We start from the raw sequence: 17,008 nt of genomic DNA on the forward strand, positions 1-17,008 counted from the left end.
AGGAAAAATAACAAAAACAGCAAATATTTAAACGGAGATTATCTTCTTCGTTATATCACTTTAATGACGAAAATCTCCAGACAAGGAGGTGATTTTAATTCATGAATCTTTTTTCCCGGATTAGTCTTCACAGCAACCGGCTCACTTCCTCACAGAAGAGGATTGTGCAGTTTTTACAGGCTTCTGCCGGTGAAGCCCTAACGCTGCCCATTAACAAGCTGGCGGAGCGATGTCAGGTGGGAGATGCCACCATTATCCGGTTTTACCGCTTATTGGGTTATGATAATTATTCTATGTTTCGCATTGCCCTGTCCCGGGAAACGGAAGAACATGATATGCGTCCTATTTATGAAGAAGTGGACAGCCAGGATGGACTGGATGCTATCATTCATAAGGTAATTCATTCTTCGATTCAGGGGATTGCCGATCTTGAACAGCAGCTTTCACCGGTAGCGCTGGAGAGGATTGCACACAGGCTGCGCCATGCGGCTTTTATTCACGTGATTGGCCTGGGTGCATCAGGAGTCGTTGCCCAGGATGTTATGCATAAGCTGATGCGTCTGGGCTTAAAGGTTAATGCCTATACCGACTCTCATTTGATGACAATTGCGGCCACGGTTGCACAGCCGCAGGAAGTTTTCTTTGCCGTCTGCCACTCAGGGGAAACCACCGATATTATCCGGACGCTGGAATTGGCCCGGGAACAGGGCTGTTATACCTGTGCGCTTACCGGTTATATGAATTCCAGTATTACCAGGCTTGCCGGCGACTACCTTCTCAGCTGCACACGAGAAACAAAAATGCGCTCAGATGCAATGATTTCCCGGATTGTTCAGTTAGTTGTTATCGATATTCTGTATGTCCGGCTGGCACTGCAGATCGGTGCTGAGGCGACAGACCGGGTAAACCAGTCGCGGATTGCCTTAAAGCAATTGAGAGGCGGTACCGGCAGCAAGTAGTTGATCCAGAATTGATTTAGGAGGCATGGGATTTGAAAAATCAGCGTAAAGCAATGGCGGTTATCGCCGACGATTTAACCGGGGCCAATGATACCGGGCTTCAATTTTCCCGGCACGGTCTATGTACAGAGGTTTTACTGGAAGGAGCCGAGCCTGGTCCGGCTTCGGAGGCAGCTATTGTTATCTGGGATACAAACAGCCGGGCCATTGACGTACAGGCAGCTTACGACCGGGTGCAGACAGCAGTGCACCAGGCGCACCAGGCAGGTTTTACACGCTATTATAAAAAGCTTGACTCAACGTTACGGGGCAATGTGGGTATTGAGATTAAGGCTATTCTCGATATGGGGCTTCATGATTTTGCTTTTGTCATGCCTGCTTTTGTGCAAACAGGAAGGACAACTGTTGGCGGTAATCATCTGGTGCAGGGCATTCCGGTGGAAGCAACCGAGATTGCCAGAGACCCCAAATGCCCTGTTACCGAAAGCTGTCTGCCAGGGTTGTTGCAACGCCAGGCAGGCTTACAGGTGGCTCATATTGGCATTGCCGAGCTTACCGGCGGTCCGGCAGTCATCGGTGAGTTTGTTCACCGCGCCCTTGCGGCAGGGTGCCGTATAATTTCCTGTGATGGCTGGGCAGATGAGCATTTTGACCTGGCCGCCCGGGCGGTGGCCGGAATTTCCAGCCGGGTGTTATGGGCCGGTTCTGCCGGTTTGGCGGATTGCCTGCCGGCGGTTTTCAACTGGAATGACAATGTCCGGGAACAAACGCCGGCTCTGGTCATTGCCGGCAGTGTCAGTTCAGTCACCAGAGGGCAGATTGCCGAGCTTTTGGCTGGCGGCTGTGAGCTGGTGGAAATTGAGGTGGCCAAGTACCTGCCCTGGCAGGAGCAGAATGCGCTTCCTTTGTTGGAATCCATTAGTAAAAAACTAGCCCAGGGTACATGCCTGGTTATTGCCACGGGGTATCAGCCGGCGGCCGTTGAACAGACGAAGGCAGCCGGGGCCAAACTTGGCTTCAGCGCTGTAGAGGTCAGCGAAATTACAGCAACAATTCTGGGCTGGATTGGCGCCCAGCTTGTCCGCAGGCAGGAGGTTGCCGGAATTGTTCTTACCGGCGGCGACACGGCGGTGGCGGTCTGCCGTGCGCTGGGCGTAACCGGCATCAGGATACTGGAGGAGGTAACGACCGCCATTCCGCTGGGCACAATGACAACAAGGGAAGGGAAAACCCTGAAGGTTATTACAAAAGCTGGAGCCTTCGGCAAGCCTGGCGACTTATTGAAGGCCGTGCGCAAATTACAACAGAGGAAGTGATGTTATGACAATAAATGATCAACGTCCGTTATTGGCCATCACCATGGGGGATGCGGCAGGCTGTGGCCCGGAAATTATTGTGAAAGCATTAGCCGACGACAGTGTTTATCAAATCAGCCGTCCGCTGGTCTTTGGCGATTACCAGCGGCTGCAGCAGGCAGCCGGTATCGTAAACAGCAAGCTGACAATCAGGAAAGCCGGCGACATTGCAGCCGGAGTGTACCGTCCCGGTGTTATTGATGTACTGGATTTTGCCAACATCCCGGCCGGCCTGCCTTTCGGGCAGGTAGATGCCCGGGCGGGAGATGCTGCGTTTCGCTATGTTGAGGCGGCTGTTCAGGCCGCGCTTCGCAATGAGGTGGCGGCAATTGTTACGGCGCCCCTGAATAAAGAAGCGCTCCATAAAGGCGGGCATCATTTCCCCGGACATACTGAAATTCTGGCGCAATTAAGCAATACCGCTGATTATGCCATGATGCTGGCCGGTGATGCGCTGCGGGTTATTCATGTTACTACCCATGTTTCAATGCGGCAGGCAGCAGAGCTGATTACCAAAGAACGGGTGCTGCGCATCATTAAACTGGCTGACCGGACACTCCGGCTGCTGGGTCTGGAGCAGCCGCGCATCGCTGTCGCCGGCTTTAACGCGCATGCCGGTGAAAATGGTCTGTTTGGACGGGAAGACATTGACGAAATTGCACCGGCCGTTGAGGCCGCCTGCCGGGAGGGTATTGCCGCAACCGGCCCGGTTCCGCCGGATACCGTGTTTTTCCGGGCTGTAAGCCGCAAGGAATTTGATATTGTTGTGGTCATGTACCATGATCAGGGGCATATTCCGATTAAACTCTTAGGGTTTGATAATGGCATTAATGTGACTGTCGGGTTACCGTTTCTACGTACCTCGGTGGATCATGGGACTGCTTTTGACATTGCCGGTACTGGCGTTGCCGACAGCAGCAGCATGTACGCCGCGATCGAATTTGCCGCCCGGCTGGCGAATGGAGTCCGTAACTCCGATAAAAGATAAAGGAGCAAATGTTATGAAAATTAAACAATCTATTGAAAAAGTCCCTGGCGGAATGATGATTATTCCCTTGTTTCTGGGGGCTGTGCTAAACACACTGCTGCCGGAATTCGGAAAAACCTTTGGTTCTTTTACCGGTGCCCTGATGACCGGTGCCATGCCTATCTTAGCTGTTTTTTATGTGTGTATGGGTTCAACCATTGACTTGAAGTCTACACCTTATATCTTGCGCAAGGGCGGAGTTTTGCTGGGGGCTAAAATCCTGACAGGCGCTGTATTGGCCATAATTGCGTCAAAACTGATGCCGTCAGGTTATGTTGATGCGGGCTTCTTTGCCGGTTTGTCGGTTTTGGCGATTGTAGCTGCCATCAATGATACCAATGGCGGGTTATATATGGCGCTGATGGGACAGTTTGGCAAAAAAGAAGATGTCGGCGCCTATTCGGTAATGAGTCTGGAATCAGGCCCTTTCTTTACCATGGCTACCCTCGGGATTGCCGGTTTGGCCGCTTTTCCCTGGCAAACCTTTGTCGGCGCCATTTTGCCTTTGGTTATCGGCATGATTTTAGGCAATCTTGACAGGGAACTGCGCGACTATCTGAGCCGGGCAGTACCGGTACTGATTCCCTTCTTTGCTTTTGCCCTGGGATGCGGCTTAAATCTTGGCAATATCGTCAAAGGCGGTATGCTGGGCATTCTGATGGGGGTTGCGGTAGTGGCAATTAGCGGCACAGTTTTGTTGCTGGCCGACAAGCTGAGCGGCGGCAACGGCATTGCCGGTCTTTCCGCCGCCTCAACCGCCGGCAACGCCGCAGCAGTACCGGCAGCCATCGCCGCTGTCGATACTTCGTATGCGTCTGTTGCGCCTACGGCAACTGTGCTGGTGGCAACCTGCGTAATTGTTACGGCTGTACTGGTACCTGTCGTAACTGCCTGGTGGGCAAAGAGAATTGGTGTAGGAGGAAATCCGGCAGCGTAGTCCGGGAATATTACGCTGCAAATACAGAACCTGCACGTGCACTTTATACAGATGCAAAACAAAAACCGCTGGCTGCCGAAAGGCAAATAGCGGTTTTTATTTTTGCATCCATGAACAATCAGGATGTGCGTCCTTTACTGTCCTCTAAACAAATCAACCTATTGCCTAATTCTAAAGGCAACAGGTTGATTATTCTAATGACAGCACCATGATTAATAGAAGCAAAGGTATTATTATTCATCCTCTTTTTCATCTTTGTATTTCTTTCTGGTAGCCTCACCGCCGCGGATATGCCTCTCTGCCTTGTTTAGTTCAAGGATATTTTTCACCTTGGCAGCCAGCCGTTTGTTAACCTCAGGAAGACGTTCAATCATGTCTTTGTGAACAGTGCTTTTGCTTACCCCAAAGACCGTTGCTGTCTGACGTACTGTATGCTTTGTTTCCATGATGTGATTGCATATATCCAACACCCGTTTGCGAATATACTCTTTCATCTAGTCTCTTCCCCCTCGCGCCCGTCCTTTTAACCCTTTGCTAACATGTATATGCGGGGGAAAAGAAAAAATGACCTTACTAAAAGGTCATTAATTTTGTGAAAGTTAAATTTAATTAGGGATATTCGGGAATAGCTCCCGTGGGTCAATGCTTTTGCCTTCAGCGTTTTTAAGAGCCAGATGCAGATGGGGTTCCGGTTCACTGGTGCTGATTCCCATTGAGCCAATAGGTCTGCCTGCTCTGACCATATTATTTTTATTTACGGCAATGCTGGCCAGGGAACCGTAATAGACGGTGTAATTGCCGCTTCTCACGGCTACTGTTAAGCCATACTGCTTATCGGTAAACATATCCACTACTTCCCCGCTTAACAGGGCCGGTACTATTTGCCCTTCACCACCACTGATATCAAGGCCGTTATGATATCGCCAATCCTTGTACAGGGGATGGAGCTGCCAGCCAAAACCACGGATTACGGCACCACTCCACAGGTCGCGAATGGCCAGATTACCTGCCGCCATATCCAGCTCTGCGGCATCTGCTGCCACTGGATCAGCCGGCGGCTGTGTTGCAGGCAATTGATTAATTGAAACAGCCGGCATTGGTTGTTCGGGCTGTGTGTTTTGCGTAGGTTGCGTTAATTCTGATACGGGTGCACTTTTAGTAATTGGCGGATTAGACGCCGGCTCCAAAGTACTGACAACAGCAAACATCAGTAGCGCTGCTACACTTAATAGCACCCCTGCTGCTAGTACCTGTCCTATATATCCAGACCGTGCCAGCTTAACAAATATTTTTCCGGACATTTAATCACCTCATGGATATTATGCCCAGTTTAGCCGGGAATAATCCGCTGAGGCCTGCTGGCTTATGAACCAAAAATATCCTTAATAGCCGTTCCTGTGTAATAGTGGGTTAATATCTGCCGGAAGTTCCAATTTTCTTTGGCCTGGCCGTTGGCGCCGTATTGGCATAGTCCCACACCATGACCATAGCCGAAGGTTTTAAATATCAGCTTATCGCCGGCAGACTCAACGCTAAAATTTGTTGAGCGCAATTCCAGCTTTTGACGCACCTCAAGGCCTGACAAGGTTTTAGTTCCTATCCGGACTTTGTTTACCCTGCCTGAACCGGTATGATCGATAATGCCTGCAATACTGCCACTACCGCTGCTTTGAGCGGCTGCCAGGATACCGGCATCGGCCCCTAACCGGGTTTCAAGCTCAACCAGGGTTATTTCCTTGGTATCCTGATACCGCGGTGATTTTTGATCCCAGGTACAAGCCACACTTTGCAGGTAGGGATAATCAAAGCCCCATACCTCCTGGGCACTGGCGGTCTTTTCCCCGCTGGTAGAATGGAATACAGCATTAATGGGTTCACCTTTATAGGTAATGATCAAACCCCGCGTCTCGTTAGCAGCCCGGCTGACTTTTCCCCAGTACTTAGCATAATTCTGGCCCCATTTATTTCTTAGAACTGTTTCATTGTGCCAGGCCTGGCTGTCGTTATGGTCTGTAGTCACATCTGCGCCAGGATATTCACTCGAACCGGTACCGCCGAACAATGCCATGTGTTTTACGGCATAGGTGCGCGCAGCTACCGCCTGCGCTTTGAGTGCTTCAGGCTCAAATTCAGCAGGCATTTCTGCTGCCACTACCCCTTTTACATAATCCTCCAGATTCATGGAAACTATCTGTTTAATCTCATGTACATATACTTTAATCGTAATATCCTCTCCCCGGTAAACTACAGGATAATTGGCTGCTGCCGGCTGCTGGTTCCAATCGCTCAGGCCTTGCACGATGAACGCCGGAATTGCAATAACAGTAACTATAACCAGTAAGATACTATATACAACCACATACCTCACCGTCTCACCTCTTCCGGCAACACTTAGCCGTATACACATTATTAATTCATAATATGCAAACAAGCTACACGGTATGAGTGGAAAAGCAAAGCGAGATTGCCCCTGGTGGTGCAATCTCGCTCTTTGCGACGATAAGCAGTGCTTATATAATTATTAGTTCAACTAACCTACGCGTTCAATATTTGCACCAATACCGCGGAATTTTTCCACAAGCCGGTCATAACCCCGGTCAATATGATGAATATAGCCAATCTCGGTTTGGCCTTCGGCAACCAGACCTGCCAGCACAAGCGCGGCTCCTGCTCTAAGATCTGTGGCTTTAACCGGGCAACCGGTTAGTTTAGTAATGCCTTCAACAACGGCACTGCGGCCATCAATTTTAATCGATGCCCCCATGCGTTTGAGTTCGTCAACATGCATAAACCGGTTCTCAAATACAGTTTCGGTGACAATGCTGGTACCCTGGGCAACTGTCATCAGCGCCATAAACTGAGCCTGCATGTCGGTAGGGAAACCAGGATATGGCAAGGTTTTGATATCGATTGAGCGGATGATGCCTGTTGCACAAACCCTTACACCGTTAACATCCTCTTCAATAAGTACACCGGCTTCTTTTAGTTTGGCAATAACTGGCTTTAGGTGTTCGGTCAGGGCGTTTTCCACATATACGTCACCACCGGTCATTGCTGCGGCCACCATATAGGTACCTGCTTCAATTCTGTCAGGAATAACGGTATGGCAGGCACCTCTGAGTTCGGTGACACCTTCAATTCTAATCATTTTAGTGCCTGCACCGCGAATGTTGGCACCCATGTGATTAAGCATATTGGCCAAATCCACGATCTCAGGTTCTTCCGCAGGGTTTTCAATGATGGTCTGTCCCTTAGCCATGCTTGCGGCCATCATAATATTCTCGGTTGCACCAACACTAGGAAAATCCAGATAAATTCTGGCGCCTTTTAAGCCTTGGGGCGCCCTGGCTTCAATAAAGCCATGGCCCATAACAATCTCAGCGCCTAAAGCCTCAAAGCCTTTCAAATGCAGATCGATTGGCCTTGTACCAATCGCACAGCCACCTGGTAAGGAAATCTTGGCACAGCCTTCCCGCGCCAACAACGGACCCATTACCAGAAAGGATGCCCGCATTTTCCGTACAAGCTCATAAGGGGCTTCGCAGGCAATAATATTGGAGCTGTCAACATATAATGTTCCCGGTTCAATTTTTACCGCCGCGCCTAAATGCTCAAGCACTTCGGCAATCGTACGGACATCTTCCAGGTCTGGTATCTCTTCCAGGGTGCTGGGAGTTGTCCCCAGCAGCGTTGCCGCAATTACCGGCAGCACAGCATTTTTCGCGCCACTAACTTTTACTGTACCAGAAAGGCGATTGCCCCCTCGAACAATTAATTTTTCCACAAAAGTTTCCTCCCACCACAGCGGTACCCTTAAATGTATAAAGACTGTTGCAAAATTTCAGATGCCAGGCAGTCTACAGTTGTCCTATAATAGTTTATCATTACCCAATTCGCGAAGCAAGTGGCCTGCGACGTATAATAAAGTAAAAATAAAGCCGCTATCTTCATTTTTGCCAGTATTTAGGCACGTTATTCAATGTAAATTATGGTGAGATAAAAAGAAATGAGATTATTCCGCAGTGGAATAATCTCATTAATTTGTTTTAACCTAATTTCTTTTCGGCCACTCTCAAACGCGTCATTGCACGTTTAAGAGCAATCTCAGCACGATGAACGTCAACATCAGCGGTTGTTCTTAGCCGCGCTTCGGCCCGCTCTTTGGCGGCCGCAGCACGTTTGATATCGATTTCCTCGGGCAATTCGGCGCAACTTGCCAATACGGTTATCTTCTGCGGACGAACCTCAATAAAGCCGCCACACAGTGCCAGTTGTTCCTCGCCTTCATCCTTTATAATTCTAAGTGGCCAGACATCAAGGCCGGCGATCAGCGGGGCATGACCTGCCAAAATGCCAAGGTCGCCGTCAGTCGCTCTGGCGATTACCATATTGACATCTTCGGAATAGACCATCCTGTCAGGAGTAACAATATCCAGCCGAATTTTATTGGCCATATATTATTCCCCCTTCATTCTCTGAGCCTTTTCCACTGCCTCGTCAATAGTACCTACCATATAGAAGGCTGTTTCCGGGAGTTCATCATGCTTGCCGCTTAAGATTTCTTTAAAGCCGCGGATTGTTTCTTTGAGCGACACATATTTACCAGGTGAACCGGTAAATGCCTCGGCAACGAAGAATGGCTGGCTCAGGAATCTCTGGATTTTTCTTGCCCGGGCTACAGTTTGTCTGTCTTCATCAGACAATTCTTCCATGCCCAGGATGGCAATAATATCCTGAAGTTCTTTATAGCGTTGCAGCACTTCCTGTACGCCGCGGGCTACCTGATAATGCTCTTCGCCTAACACATGCGGGTCCATAATCCGGGAGGTGGAGTCCAGCGGATCAACAGCCGGGTAGATACCAAGCTCCGAAATTTGACGGGACAGTACTGTGGTGGCGTCAAGATGGGCGAAGGTAGCTGCCGGCGCCGGGTCTGTCAGGTCATCGGCCGGCACATATACGGCCTGAACCGAGGTGATTGAACCTTTTTTGGTTGAGGTAATCCGTTCCTGGAGTGCACCTACGTCGGTACTCAGCGTAGGCTGATAGCCTACCGCCGACGGCATCCGGCCTAAGAGGGCGGAAACCTCGGAGCCGGCCTGAATGAAACGGAAGATATTATCAACGAACAGCAGTACGTCCTGACCGCCGATATCACGGAAATATTCAGCCATTGTCAAACCGGTAAGGCCCACGCGCATGCGTGCTCCGGGTGGTTCGTTCATCTGACCGTAAACAAGGGCTGTCTTGTCGATAACGCCTGATTCAATCATTTCATTCCACAGGTCGTTACCCTCACGGGTACGTTCGCCTACGCCGGCAAATACCGAGTAGCCGCCATGCTCTGTGGCAATATTACGGATAAGTTCCATAATAAGTACTGTTTTACCTACACCTGCACCGCCGAACAAGCCAATTTTACCACCTAACGCGTACGGGGCAATCAGGTCAACAACCTTGATGCCTGTTTCCAGTATCTGCGTAGAGGTTTCCTGGTCTTCAAACTTTGGTGCCGGCCGGTGGATTGGCCAGTAATCATCAGCAGTCACTGGCTCGGGGTTTTTATCAACTGTTTCACCAAGTACATTAAATACCCGGCCTAAAGTCCCCTTACCAACTGGAATTTTAATGGGCGCCCCGGTATCTACTGCCTTCATGCCGCGAGTCAGGCCGTCAGTAGAAGACATGGCTACACAACGGACGGTATTATCGCCCAAGTGCTGCATTACTTCTGCAGTCAGCTTAACCTGCACATCTCCAACTGCTTCGTCAATTGTGACAGCATTATATATAGCAGGCAGTTTCTCCGGGGGAAACTCAGCGTCAATAACAGGACCGATAACTTGAATAATTCTACCGATATTCACTAGGGTTTCCCCTCCTTAACTTCTTCAACCTTCTACTTAAGCGCCTCAGCGCCACCGACAATCTCGGAAATTTCCCGGGTAATGGTGGCCTGGCGAACCTTGTTGTAGTTCAGTGTCAGTTTGGAAATAAGTTCTTGCGCATTATCAGTAGCCGAACCCATTGCAGTCATCCGGGCGCCCAGCTCACTAGCCGCTGATTGTAAAAGCGCACCGTAAATAACTGTCTCCAGGTAGCGCGGTAGAAGCAGACTAAGAACTTCACCGGCCGACGGCTCAAATATGTACTCGGTCTGGGGTGTTTCCTCCCCTTCGCCGATTCCGGCTACCGGCAACAATTTGATCGTTGTTGGCTTCTGATTAATAGGCGAATAAAAATGGGTATATGTCAAATAAATCTCGTCATACTCACCTGCTGCAAACTTTTCAGCCATAAGCTGTGCCAGCATGACAGCATTGTGATAGGACGGTTTCTCCGAAAAACCGGTGTACTCGCCGTCAATATTGTAACCACGCCGTTTAAAGTAATCACGGGCTTTACGGCCCACAGTCACCAGCTTGGCGTTGTCTTTGCCGCGTACCAGCGGTAAAACCTCTTTAACGAGATTGGACGAGTAGGCCCCCGCCAAGCCTTTGTCAGCACTTAATACCAGATAACCAATCTGTTTCGATTCCCGCACCTCAAGCAGTGGGTGGGAAGCATCACGGGCATTGGCGGCTACACTGGTCAGTACCTCTTTAATCTTATCAGTATAAGGCTTACTGGCAATGGCCCGTTCCTGCGCCCGGCGCAGCCGGGCAGCAGCAACCATCTTCATGGCTTTGGTGATCTGCTGGATATTCTTTACACTTTTAATGCGACGGCGGATATCTCTGGCGCTAGCCATACATTATCACCTCGCCGCTTCAACTTTAACAAAAGTGTCTTTAAATTCTTTAACAGCTTTTTTAATAACCGCCTCGGTGTCAGCATCAAGAGTTTTCTTCTCTCTGATGGTTTTAGCCACTTCGGCATAATTGCTGCGCATAAATTTCAGGAAGTCTTGTTCAAACTTAGTGACATCCTCAATCGGCACATCATCAAGACAACCATTAATACCGCTATAGATAACCATAACCTGTTCTTCTACAGGCATCGGTACATATTGCGGCTGTTTCAGGATTTCCATCATTCGCTGACCACGGTCAAGCTGGGCCTTGGTAGATTTATCAAGGTCAGAGCCGAACTGTGCAAACGCTGCCAATTCCCGGTATTGTGCCAAGTCCAGACGCAAGCGTCCGGCAACCTGTTTCATCGCTTTAATCTGGGCGGAACCCCCTACACGGGATACCGACAAACCGGCGTTAATAGCCGGGCGGATACCCGAATAGAACAACTCGCCTTCCAGGAATATCTGACCATCGGTAATAGAAATTACGTTGGTCGGTATATAGGCCGATACGTCACCAGCCAGGGTTTCAATAACCGGCAGTGCTGTAATCGAGCCCCCGCCAAGTTCACCGGACAGCTTGGCTGCCCGTTCTAAGAGGCGGGAATGTAGATAAAATACGTCGCCAGGGTACGCCTCACGTCCGGGAGGACGGCGAAGCAGCAGCGACATCGCGCGATAAGCTACGGCATGTTTGGACAAATCGTCATACACGCACAGTACGGCGCCGCCTTTATACATAAAGTATTCACCCATGGTAACACCGGCGTAGGGCGCCAGATATTGCAGCGGTGCGCTGTCAGAAGCGGTAGCCACGACAACAATGCTGTATTCCATAGCGCCAGCCTCTTCCAGGGTCTTAACAACCCGGGCTACTGTGGATGCCTTTTGGCCAATGGCTACGTAAATACAAACTACACCCTGCCCTTTTTGGTTAATAATAGTATCAATAGCAATCGCGGTCTTACCGGTACCACGGTCACCAATGATCAGTTCGCGCTGACCGCGTCCGATAGGAACCATGGAGTCAATGGCTTTAATGCCTGTCTGCAACGGCTCTTTTACCGACTGTCTGTCAGCAATGCCTGGTGCACGGTATTCAACCGGACGGAATTCGGTGGTATTAATCGGGCCTTTGCCGTCAATAGGCTGACCAAGGGCGTTAACAACACGGCCGACCATGGCTTCACCTACAGGAACCTGCATGATACGCCCGGTCCGGCGTACAGTGTCGCCTTCCTTGATCTCAATCTCGCCGCCCAATAATACGGCACCAACATTATCTTCTTCCAGGTTTAAGACCATGCCAAATACTTCATGCGGAAACTCTAATAATTCGCCGGCCATGGCCTTTTCCAAACCGTGGATCCGGGCGATACCATCGCCTACTTCGATAACGGTGCCGATATCGTCAACATTGAGGTCTACCTGATAATGCTCAATCTGTTGTTTGATAATCGCCGTTATTTCTTCTGGCCTCATTTTCATAAGTTAAGATCTCACCCCAATCATAAAGTAGACTCAGCTTCAGACAGGGATATAGCCTGTCTGAACTATAGTCGACCTTATCCGGGGACTTAGCCGTCTGGACTTCCCTGGCAAGGGGAGTCTTAGACCGGCCTGGTCATCGGATAAAGTCCTCGGCTATACGGCAGTGACTTGGTTCGTCAAAAGCGCAGCTTTAAGCGCTTTAAGCTGACGGGCTACGCTGCCGTCAATTAGTTTATCACCAATTTTAACAACTACACCGCCGAGCAGTTCTTGATCTATGCTTGTCTTGAGTACTATGTTCTTGCCGGTAACCTTGCTAAGTTTTGCTGCAAGCGCTTCAAGCTGTTCTGCGCTTAGTTCTTTGGCAGTAAAGACTTCGGCCTCGGCAATATTTCTGGCCTCATTGGCCAGGCGTATGTACTCGCGGATAATGGCTGGCAGTGCCGGCTCGCGACGTTTATCAATCAGGAGCAGCAGGAAATTCTGGACAAAACCGTCCAAATCGCCGGCGAAAACCCGGTTGATTGTCTCTTTTTTAGCTGGAGCCGGTACAAGCGGATGATACATAAGTGTCGCCAAATCAGCATGCCCGGCAATGGTGGCGTCGACCAGCCTAAGCTGTTTCTCCACGTTGTCGAGCAGCGCTCTTTCGCTGGCAATTTCATATATGGCCTGTGCATATTTGATCGCCAACTTATTGGTTAGCATGGCAAACCACCTATTTTCTTGCCATCCAAGTTAGTGATAAAGTCATCAACAATCTTGGCATTGGCGGTATTGTCCATGTTCTGGGCAATAATCTTGGAAGCAGCGGCAACGGCTAGCGTTACAACCTCACCTTTAAGTTCGGCAATAGCGAGATCACGTTCACGGGCAATTTCTTCCTGCGTGGCTTTCAACAGCCGTGCGCTTTCTTCGCGAGCTTCTTTCAACATTTCTTCCTTGGTCTGTTCAGCCAGCTTGGCGGCCTTTTCAACAATAGCCTGGGCCTGGGTACGAGCTTCGGCCAGTTGAGCAAGATATTCCTGTCTGAGTTTCTCAGCAGCTTGCTTCTCCTGTTCAGCTGTTTCCAGACTGTCAGCAATTTTGGCCTGCCGGTCAGCCAGCGCCTGCATCAGCGGTTTGTATGCCACTTTAGTTAAGATAGCAACAAGTATAAGAAAATTTATAATTTGCGCTATAAGCGTCGCATTCAAGTCAACCAATTGAGGGCCCCTCCTCTTTCCGGCGTATAAGGGGAGCGCTGACAGAAAGCAGCATAAGCTTCTGCCAGTCGCCCGATAACGCTTTGATTACTTAATAAACGGATTGGCAAATACAAGTACGATAGCAATAACCGCTGCAATAATAGGAATAGATTCAATCAAACCTACTGAAATCAGCATGTTTACAAGAATAGTTCCTTTTGCTTCCGGTTGTCTGGCCATCCCCTCAATTGCCTTAGCGGTAACCGCACCGTCACCGATACCGGCGCCAATGGCGGCCAGTCCAATAGCCAAACCCGCTCCAATAGCAGAGGCTGCAATAATAATAGCTTGTTCCACAAAAAACTCCTCCTTTTTTCTTTTGTGCAATTATGAGCATTCAATTTTATCTAAAGGTTAGTGGTGCTCGTCTTGCAATGAATTTGACAGGTACGACATGGACAGCATGGTAAAAATAAATGCCTGAACAATGCCGACAAACACACTGAAGGCCAACCATGCCGTAGGTATAACATACGGCACCAGCATGCCCAGGACAATGAGCAGGATCTCACCGGCCAGAATATTACCAAATAGACGGAAAGATAAGGTAATCGGTTTGGCCAGTTCTTCGATTATGTTGATAATGACAAAGGGGATATAGGGTTCAAAAAAATGTTTGAAATACCTACCCGGCCCCCGATTCATAACACCAAGAATATGTACAAGGATAACAACCATCAACGCTAGACCCAGTGTTGTGTTAATGTCATTGGTTGGCGAGGTAAATCCCGGCACCAGGCCCTGTTCATTGCCAACAACCAGAAATAAAAACAGGGTAATAATCAACGGCGCCAGCTTTCTCCCCTTTGGCCCCATGGTGTTGTCAATCTGTTCCAGCAGGGCGGTAATAATCATTTCCAGGAAATTTTGCCAGCCCCGTGGAACAATCTCCAACCGGCGGGTAGCAATCACTGCCAGGATTATGACAATGCCCATGGCCAGCCATGTCATGTATAAGGTGTCGAGATTAAAGGTAAGACCGGCAAAATGTGCCAGCTTATGTCCGCCAATCTCATGGCCTCCTCCACCATGTCCCATACTTTCGCTTTCACTCCCTTCCTGATTTAAGATTGGACTTGCCTACATTTGCTAAAAGTCCTGAAATCACGGTAATTACGGCATTAATCATTAATACTATGTGAAGTGAGAATAATCCCACTACTGCCGCCCAAAAATCAATACCAGGCACATATATTGACAAAACCAGCATAGAAATTGTAAAACTGAACCGGATGAGCCAGCCGGCGCGCATTGAGGCGATTGCCTTCTCAGGCGGCAGTTCGGCACTTTGCTTTACCCGGCGGCACATCAGGAGAAAGTAGATTACACTCCCCGACCAGCCTGTCAATAAACCAGGTATAATGAATACTTTATTTGACATAAAAGCACCAAGGGTTATAAAAAAACCCCAGGCTCCCAGATGTACCAGTGTTCGCCGCATCTGCACAGCGAAATCGTCAGCAAAACCGGTTTTAAACACTTGTCCTCCTAAGCTGTTGACAAACAGACAGCTGCTTATGAACAGTCTCACTTAACAATCTTTTTATAGGTGCCCCATAACCCCGCAGCCATACCCAGCACAATACCGCCTACAGTAAACCAGGGAGATGAGCCTAAAAGACTGTCGGCGGAGCGGCCTAGAAAGAGTCCGACAGCGACAGCTGCCGCCATATTAAGCCCGATAGATCCAGCAAGACTAAAGGCTGACCATAGCTCATTATTTTTGCCAGCCATCTCTTCACCTCTTAAAGTCAGGCATCTTAGAGCTATTATAACCATCAAAACATGGAGCTATTATTTCTGGCGAAAATACCAAAAAAGGCCGGTATCCACTCTGGCTATTCTCTTTCAACGGGCAAAACTCCTGCATAGAAATACAGGAAACCATAAATTTTTAACATATATATAGCAAAATTTGCATATTTCTGAGCTAAATATTACTAAAAGTAAACTCATCAGGGCGGCTGTCCACTACACCATACTTGTGTAAAATCGCTTTGACAATGCGCCTGGAGGCCTGGCCATCGCCATAGGGGTTAACAGCATTGGCCATCTGCTGATACTCATTGCAGTTAACAATCAGCCCCCGGGTTTCTGCATATACACGGTCCCGGTCTGTGCCGATCAGTTTGACAGTACCTGCTGAAACCGCCTCAGGGCGTTCAGTAGTGTCTCTTAAAACCAATACCGGCTTGCCGAGGGCTGGCGCTTCTTCCTGAATACCGCCTGAATCAGTAAGCACCAGATAAGACCTGGCAATCAGATTGGCAAAGGGCTGGTAGTCTAGTGGGTCAATCAGATGAACCCGGTCAAGTTCGCCCAGTTCCTCCTGAACAACCTGACGGACAAGTGGATTCTTATGTACCGGAAAAACAATCTCCACATCAGAATGAGCAATAACAATATCTTTCAGCGCCTGATATACATGGCGCATTGGCTCGCCTAAATTTTCCCGCCGGTGGGTTGTTACCAGTATAACCTTGCGGTTGGCGTAATCAATATCCTGGAGCAGTTGGTCAGTAAACCGGTAATCCGCATCAACAGTTGCCTTCAGGGCATCAATGACCGTATTGCCGGTAACAGTGACTGCCTCCGGACAGACATTTTCCTGCAGCAGGTTTTGCCTGGCCGTAATTGTTGGCGCAAAATGGATATCTGCCAGTGAACCTGTCAGCTTGCGGTTCATCTCCTCCGGGAAGGGTGACTGCTTATTGCCTGTACGAAGACCGGCCTCAACATGACCGACTGTTGTCTGGTGATAGAAGGCCGCCAGCGCTCCGGCAAAGGTAGTAGTGGTATCACCGTGAACAAGCACAATATCAGGTTTCTCGACAACAAGTACCTGATTAAGCCCATGCATGGCCCGGCAGGTTATATCAAACAGGGTCTGCCCCTTACTCATAATATCCAGATCATAGTCAGGCCTAATCTTAAACAGATTCAGCACCTGGTCAAGCATCTCGCGATGCTGGGCAGTAACTGCCACCACCGGGGTTATATACTCAGGGTATTTCGATAATTCCAACACAACAGGCGCCATTTTTATCGCCTCCGGCCGTGTACCAAAGACAGTCATCACTTTAATGCGCGACATAAAGATTCTCCTCTCGGTTGGCATCAAGTGGAAAAATTCACTTATGCCGTAGTATAGCATAGGGCGGGCAAAGATTGCCCGCCCTATAACCTTGCGAAATTGCGT

At 49.2% G+C, this 17,008-nt stretch carries 19 protein-coding genes; 4 read left to right on the forward strand and 15 right to left on the reverse strand.

Translation table 11 applies throughout. The features are described 5' to 3' along the window. Positions 1-101 precede the first annotated feature (101 nt). The 4 genes from VN379_RS08055 to VN379_RS08070 are packed head-to-tail and all read left to right on the forward strand — an operon-like array spanning position 102 to position 4,278. Complete coding sequence (locus tag VN379_RS08055) at positions 102-959, forward strand: MurR/RpiR family transcriptional regulator (RefSeq protein WP_325532630.1); 858 nt, start codon at positions 102-104, stop codon at positions 957-959. A 32-nt stretch (positions 960-991) separates the two neighbouring features. After that, positions 992-2,275, forward strand: a complete 1,284-nt coding sequence (locus VN379_RS08060; protein WP_325532632.1) for a four-carbon acid sugar kinase family protein — start codon at positions 992-994, stop codon at positions 2,273-2,275. A gap of 4 nt (positions 2,276-2,279) precedes the next feature. Beyond that, entirely contained in the window at positions 2,280-3,302 is a 1,023-nt protein-coding gene (gene pdxA / locus VN379_RS08065; protein ID WP_325532634.1) for a 4-hydroxythreonine-4-phosphate dehydrogenase PdxA, read from the forward strand. A gap of 13 nt (positions 3,303-3,315) precedes the next feature. Then, on the forward strand, positions 3,316-4,278 hold the full coding sequence (locus tag VN379_RS08070; RefSeq protein WP_325532636.1) for a 2-keto-3-deoxygluconate permease: 963 nt from the start codon (positions 3,316-3,318) through the stop codon (positions 4,276-4,278). A gap of 233 nt (positions 4,279-4,511) precedes the next feature. On the opposite strand, the gene spoIIID is transcribed toward VN379_RS08070, so the two are convergent. The 15 genes from spoIIID to wecB all read right to left on the reverse strand — a co-directional run bounded on the left by spoIIID (position 4,512) and on the right by wecB (position 16,903). Then, positions 4,512-4,772 (reverse strand): sporulation transcriptional regulator SpoIIID, encoded by a 261-nt coding sequence (gene spoIIID / locus VN379_RS08075; protein ID WP_325532638.1) that lies wholly within the window; start codon positions 4,770-4,772, stop codon positions 4,512-4,514. A gap of 111 nt (positions 4,773-4,883) precedes the next feature. Further along, positions 4,884-5,579: a M23 family metallopeptidase gene (locus VN379_RS08080; protein ID WP_325532640.1), complete on the reverse strand. Its 696-nt coding sequence runs from the start codon at positions 5,577-5,579 to the stop codon at positions 4,884-4,886. Between the two features lie 62 nt (positions 5,580-5,641). Then, entirely contained in the window at positions 5,642-6,646 is a 1,005-nt protein-coding gene (gene spoIID / locus VN379_RS08085; RefSeq protein ID WP_325532642.1) for a stage II sporulation protein D, read from the reverse strand. 162 nt (positions 6,647-6,808) lie between these two features. Continuing rightward, positions 6,809-8,062: a UDP-N-acetylglucosamine 1-carboxyvinyltransferase gene (gene murA / locus VN379_RS08090; RefSeq protein WP_325532644.1), complete on the reverse strand. Its 1,254-nt coding sequence runs from the start codon at positions 8,060-8,062 to the stop codon at positions 6,809-6,811. 262 nt (positions 8,063-8,324) lie between these two features. Next, the gene (locus VN379_RS08095) at positions 8,325-8,732 is read right to left on the reverse strand and encodes a F0F1 ATP synthase subunit epsilon (RefSeq protein WP_325532646.1); all 408 of its coding nucleotides are present in this window, start codon (positions 8,730-8,732) and stop codon (positions 8,325-8,327) included. A gap of 3 nt (positions 8,733-8,735) precedes the next feature. Beyond that, positions 8,736-10,145, reverse strand: a complete 1,410-nt coding sequence (gene atpD / locus VN379_RS08100) for a F0F1 ATP synthase subunit beta (RefSeq protein WP_325532648.1) — start codon at positions 10,143-10,145, stop codon at positions 8,736-8,738. A gap of 32 nt (positions 10,146-10,177) precedes the next feature. Continuing rightward, a complete protein-coding gene (gene atpG / locus VN379_RS08105; protein ID WP_325532650.1) occupies positions 10,178-11,029 on the reverse strand; it encodes an ATP synthase F1 subunit gamma in 852 nt (283 codons plus the stop codon). Positions 11,030-11,035: 6 nt separating this feature from the next. Next, positions 11,036-12,559, reverse strand: coding sequence for a F0F1 ATP synthase subunit alpha (gene atpA, locus VN379_RS08110; RefSeq protein WP_325532652.1), 1,524 nt, complete (start codon positions 12,557-12,559; stop codon positions 11,036-11,038). Between the two features lie 156 nt (positions 12,560-12,715). Then, a complete protein-coding gene (locus VN379_RS08115; protein WP_325532654.1) occupies positions 12,716-13,270 on the reverse strand; it encodes a F0F1 ATP synthase subunit delta in 555 nt (184 codons plus the stop codon). Beyond that, positions 13,264-13,767, reverse strand: coding sequence for a F0F1 ATP synthase subunit B (gene atpF, locus VN379_RS08120; protein WP_325532656.1), 504 nt, complete (start codon positions 13,765-13,767; stop codon positions 13,264-13,266). The genes VN379_RS08115 and atpF overlap by 7 nt, the downstream gene beginning before the upstream one ends. Before the next feature lie 87 nt (positions 13,768-13,854). Continuing rightward, positions 13,855-14,106, reverse strand: coding sequence for a F0F1 ATP synthase subunit C (atpE, locus tag VN379_RS08125; RefSeq protein WP_075757102.1), 252 nt, complete (start codon positions 14,104-14,106; stop codon positions 13,855-13,857). 57 nt (positions 14,107-14,163) lie between these two features. Then, complete coding sequence (atpB, locus tag VN379_RS08130; protein WP_325532662.1) at positions 14,164-14,847, reverse strand: F0F1 ATP synthase subunit A; 684 nt, start codon at positions 14,845-14,847, stop codon at positions 14,164-14,166. 10 nt (positions 14,848-14,857) lie between these two features. Next, the gene (locus tag VN379_RS08135; RefSeq protein ID WP_325532664.1) at positions 14,858-15,289 is read right to left on the reverse strand and encodes an ATP synthase subunit I; all 432 of its coding nucleotides are present in this window, start codon (positions 15,287-15,289) and stop codon (positions 14,858-14,860) included. A 47-nt stretch (positions 15,290-15,336) separates the two neighbouring features. Continuing rightward, on the reverse strand, positions 15,337-15,543 hold the full coding sequence (locus VN379_RS08140) for an AtpZ/AtpI family protein (protein WP_325532666.1): 207 nt from the start codon (positions 15,541-15,543) through the stop codon (positions 15,337-15,339). Between the two features lie 196 nt (positions 15,544-15,739). Next, positions 15,740-16,903, reverse strand: coding sequence for a non-hydrolyzing UDP-N-acetylglucosamine 2-epimerase (gene wecB / locus VN379_RS08145; protein ID WP_325532668.1), 1,164 nt, complete (start codon positions 16,901-16,903; stop codon positions 15,740-15,742). Positions 16,904-17,008 lie beyond the last annotated feature (105 nt).

Source organism: Sporomusa sp. (genome assembly GCF_035561255.1).
Taxonomy (GTDB): domain Bacteria; phylum Bacillota; class Negativicutes; order Sporomusales; family Sporomusaceae; genus Sporomusa.

Bases quoted from the DNA above. Each gene is read 5' to 3' on its own strand.
- wecB (WP_325532668.1), bottom strand. From the start codon at position 16,903: ATGTCGCGCATTAAAGTGATGACTGTCTTTGGTACACGGCCGGAGGCG.
- VN379_RS08055 (WP_325532630.1), top strand. From the start codon at position 102: ATGAATCTTTTTTCCCGGATTAGTCTTCACAGCAACCGGCTCACTTCC.
- VN379_RS08080 (WP_325532640.1), bottom strand. From the start codon at position 5,579: ATGTCCGGAAAAATATTTGTTAAGCTGGCACGGTCTGGATATATAGGA.
- spoIIID (WP_325532638.1), bottom strand. From the start codon at position 4,772: ATGAAAGAGTATATTCGCAAACGGGTGTTGGATATATGCAATCACATC.
- VN379_RS08140 (WP_325532666.1), bottom strand. From the start codon at position 15,543: ATGGCTGGCAAAAATAATGAGCTATGGTCAGCCTTTAGTCTTGCTGGA.
- VN379_RS08095 (WP_325532646.1), bottom strand. From the start codon at position 8,732: ATGGCCAATAAAATTCGGCTGGATATTGTTACTCCTGACAGGATGGTC.
- VN379_RS08070 (WP_325532636.1), top strand. From the start codon at position 3,316: ATGAAAATTAAACAATCTATTGAAAAAGTCCCTGGCGGAATGATGATT.
- atpG (WP_325532650.1), bottom strand. From the start codon at position 11,029: ATGGCTAGCGCCAGAGATATCCGCCGTCGCATTAAAAGTGTAAAGAAT.
- atpA (WP_325532652.1), bottom strand. From the start codon at position 12,559: ATGAAAATGAGGCCAGAAGAAATAACGGCGATTATCAAACAACAGATT.
- pdxA (WP_325532634.1), top strand. From the start codon at position 2,280: ATGACAATAAATGATCAACGTCCGTTATTGGCCATCACCATGGGGGAT.
- VN379_RS08115 (WP_325532654.1), bottom strand. From the start codon at position 13,270: ATGCTAACCAATAAGTTGGCGATCAAATATGCACAGGCCATATATGAA.
- atpB (WP_325532662.1), bottom strand. From the start codon at position 14,847: ATGGGACATGGTGGAGGAGGCCATGAGATTGGCGGACATAAGCTGGCA.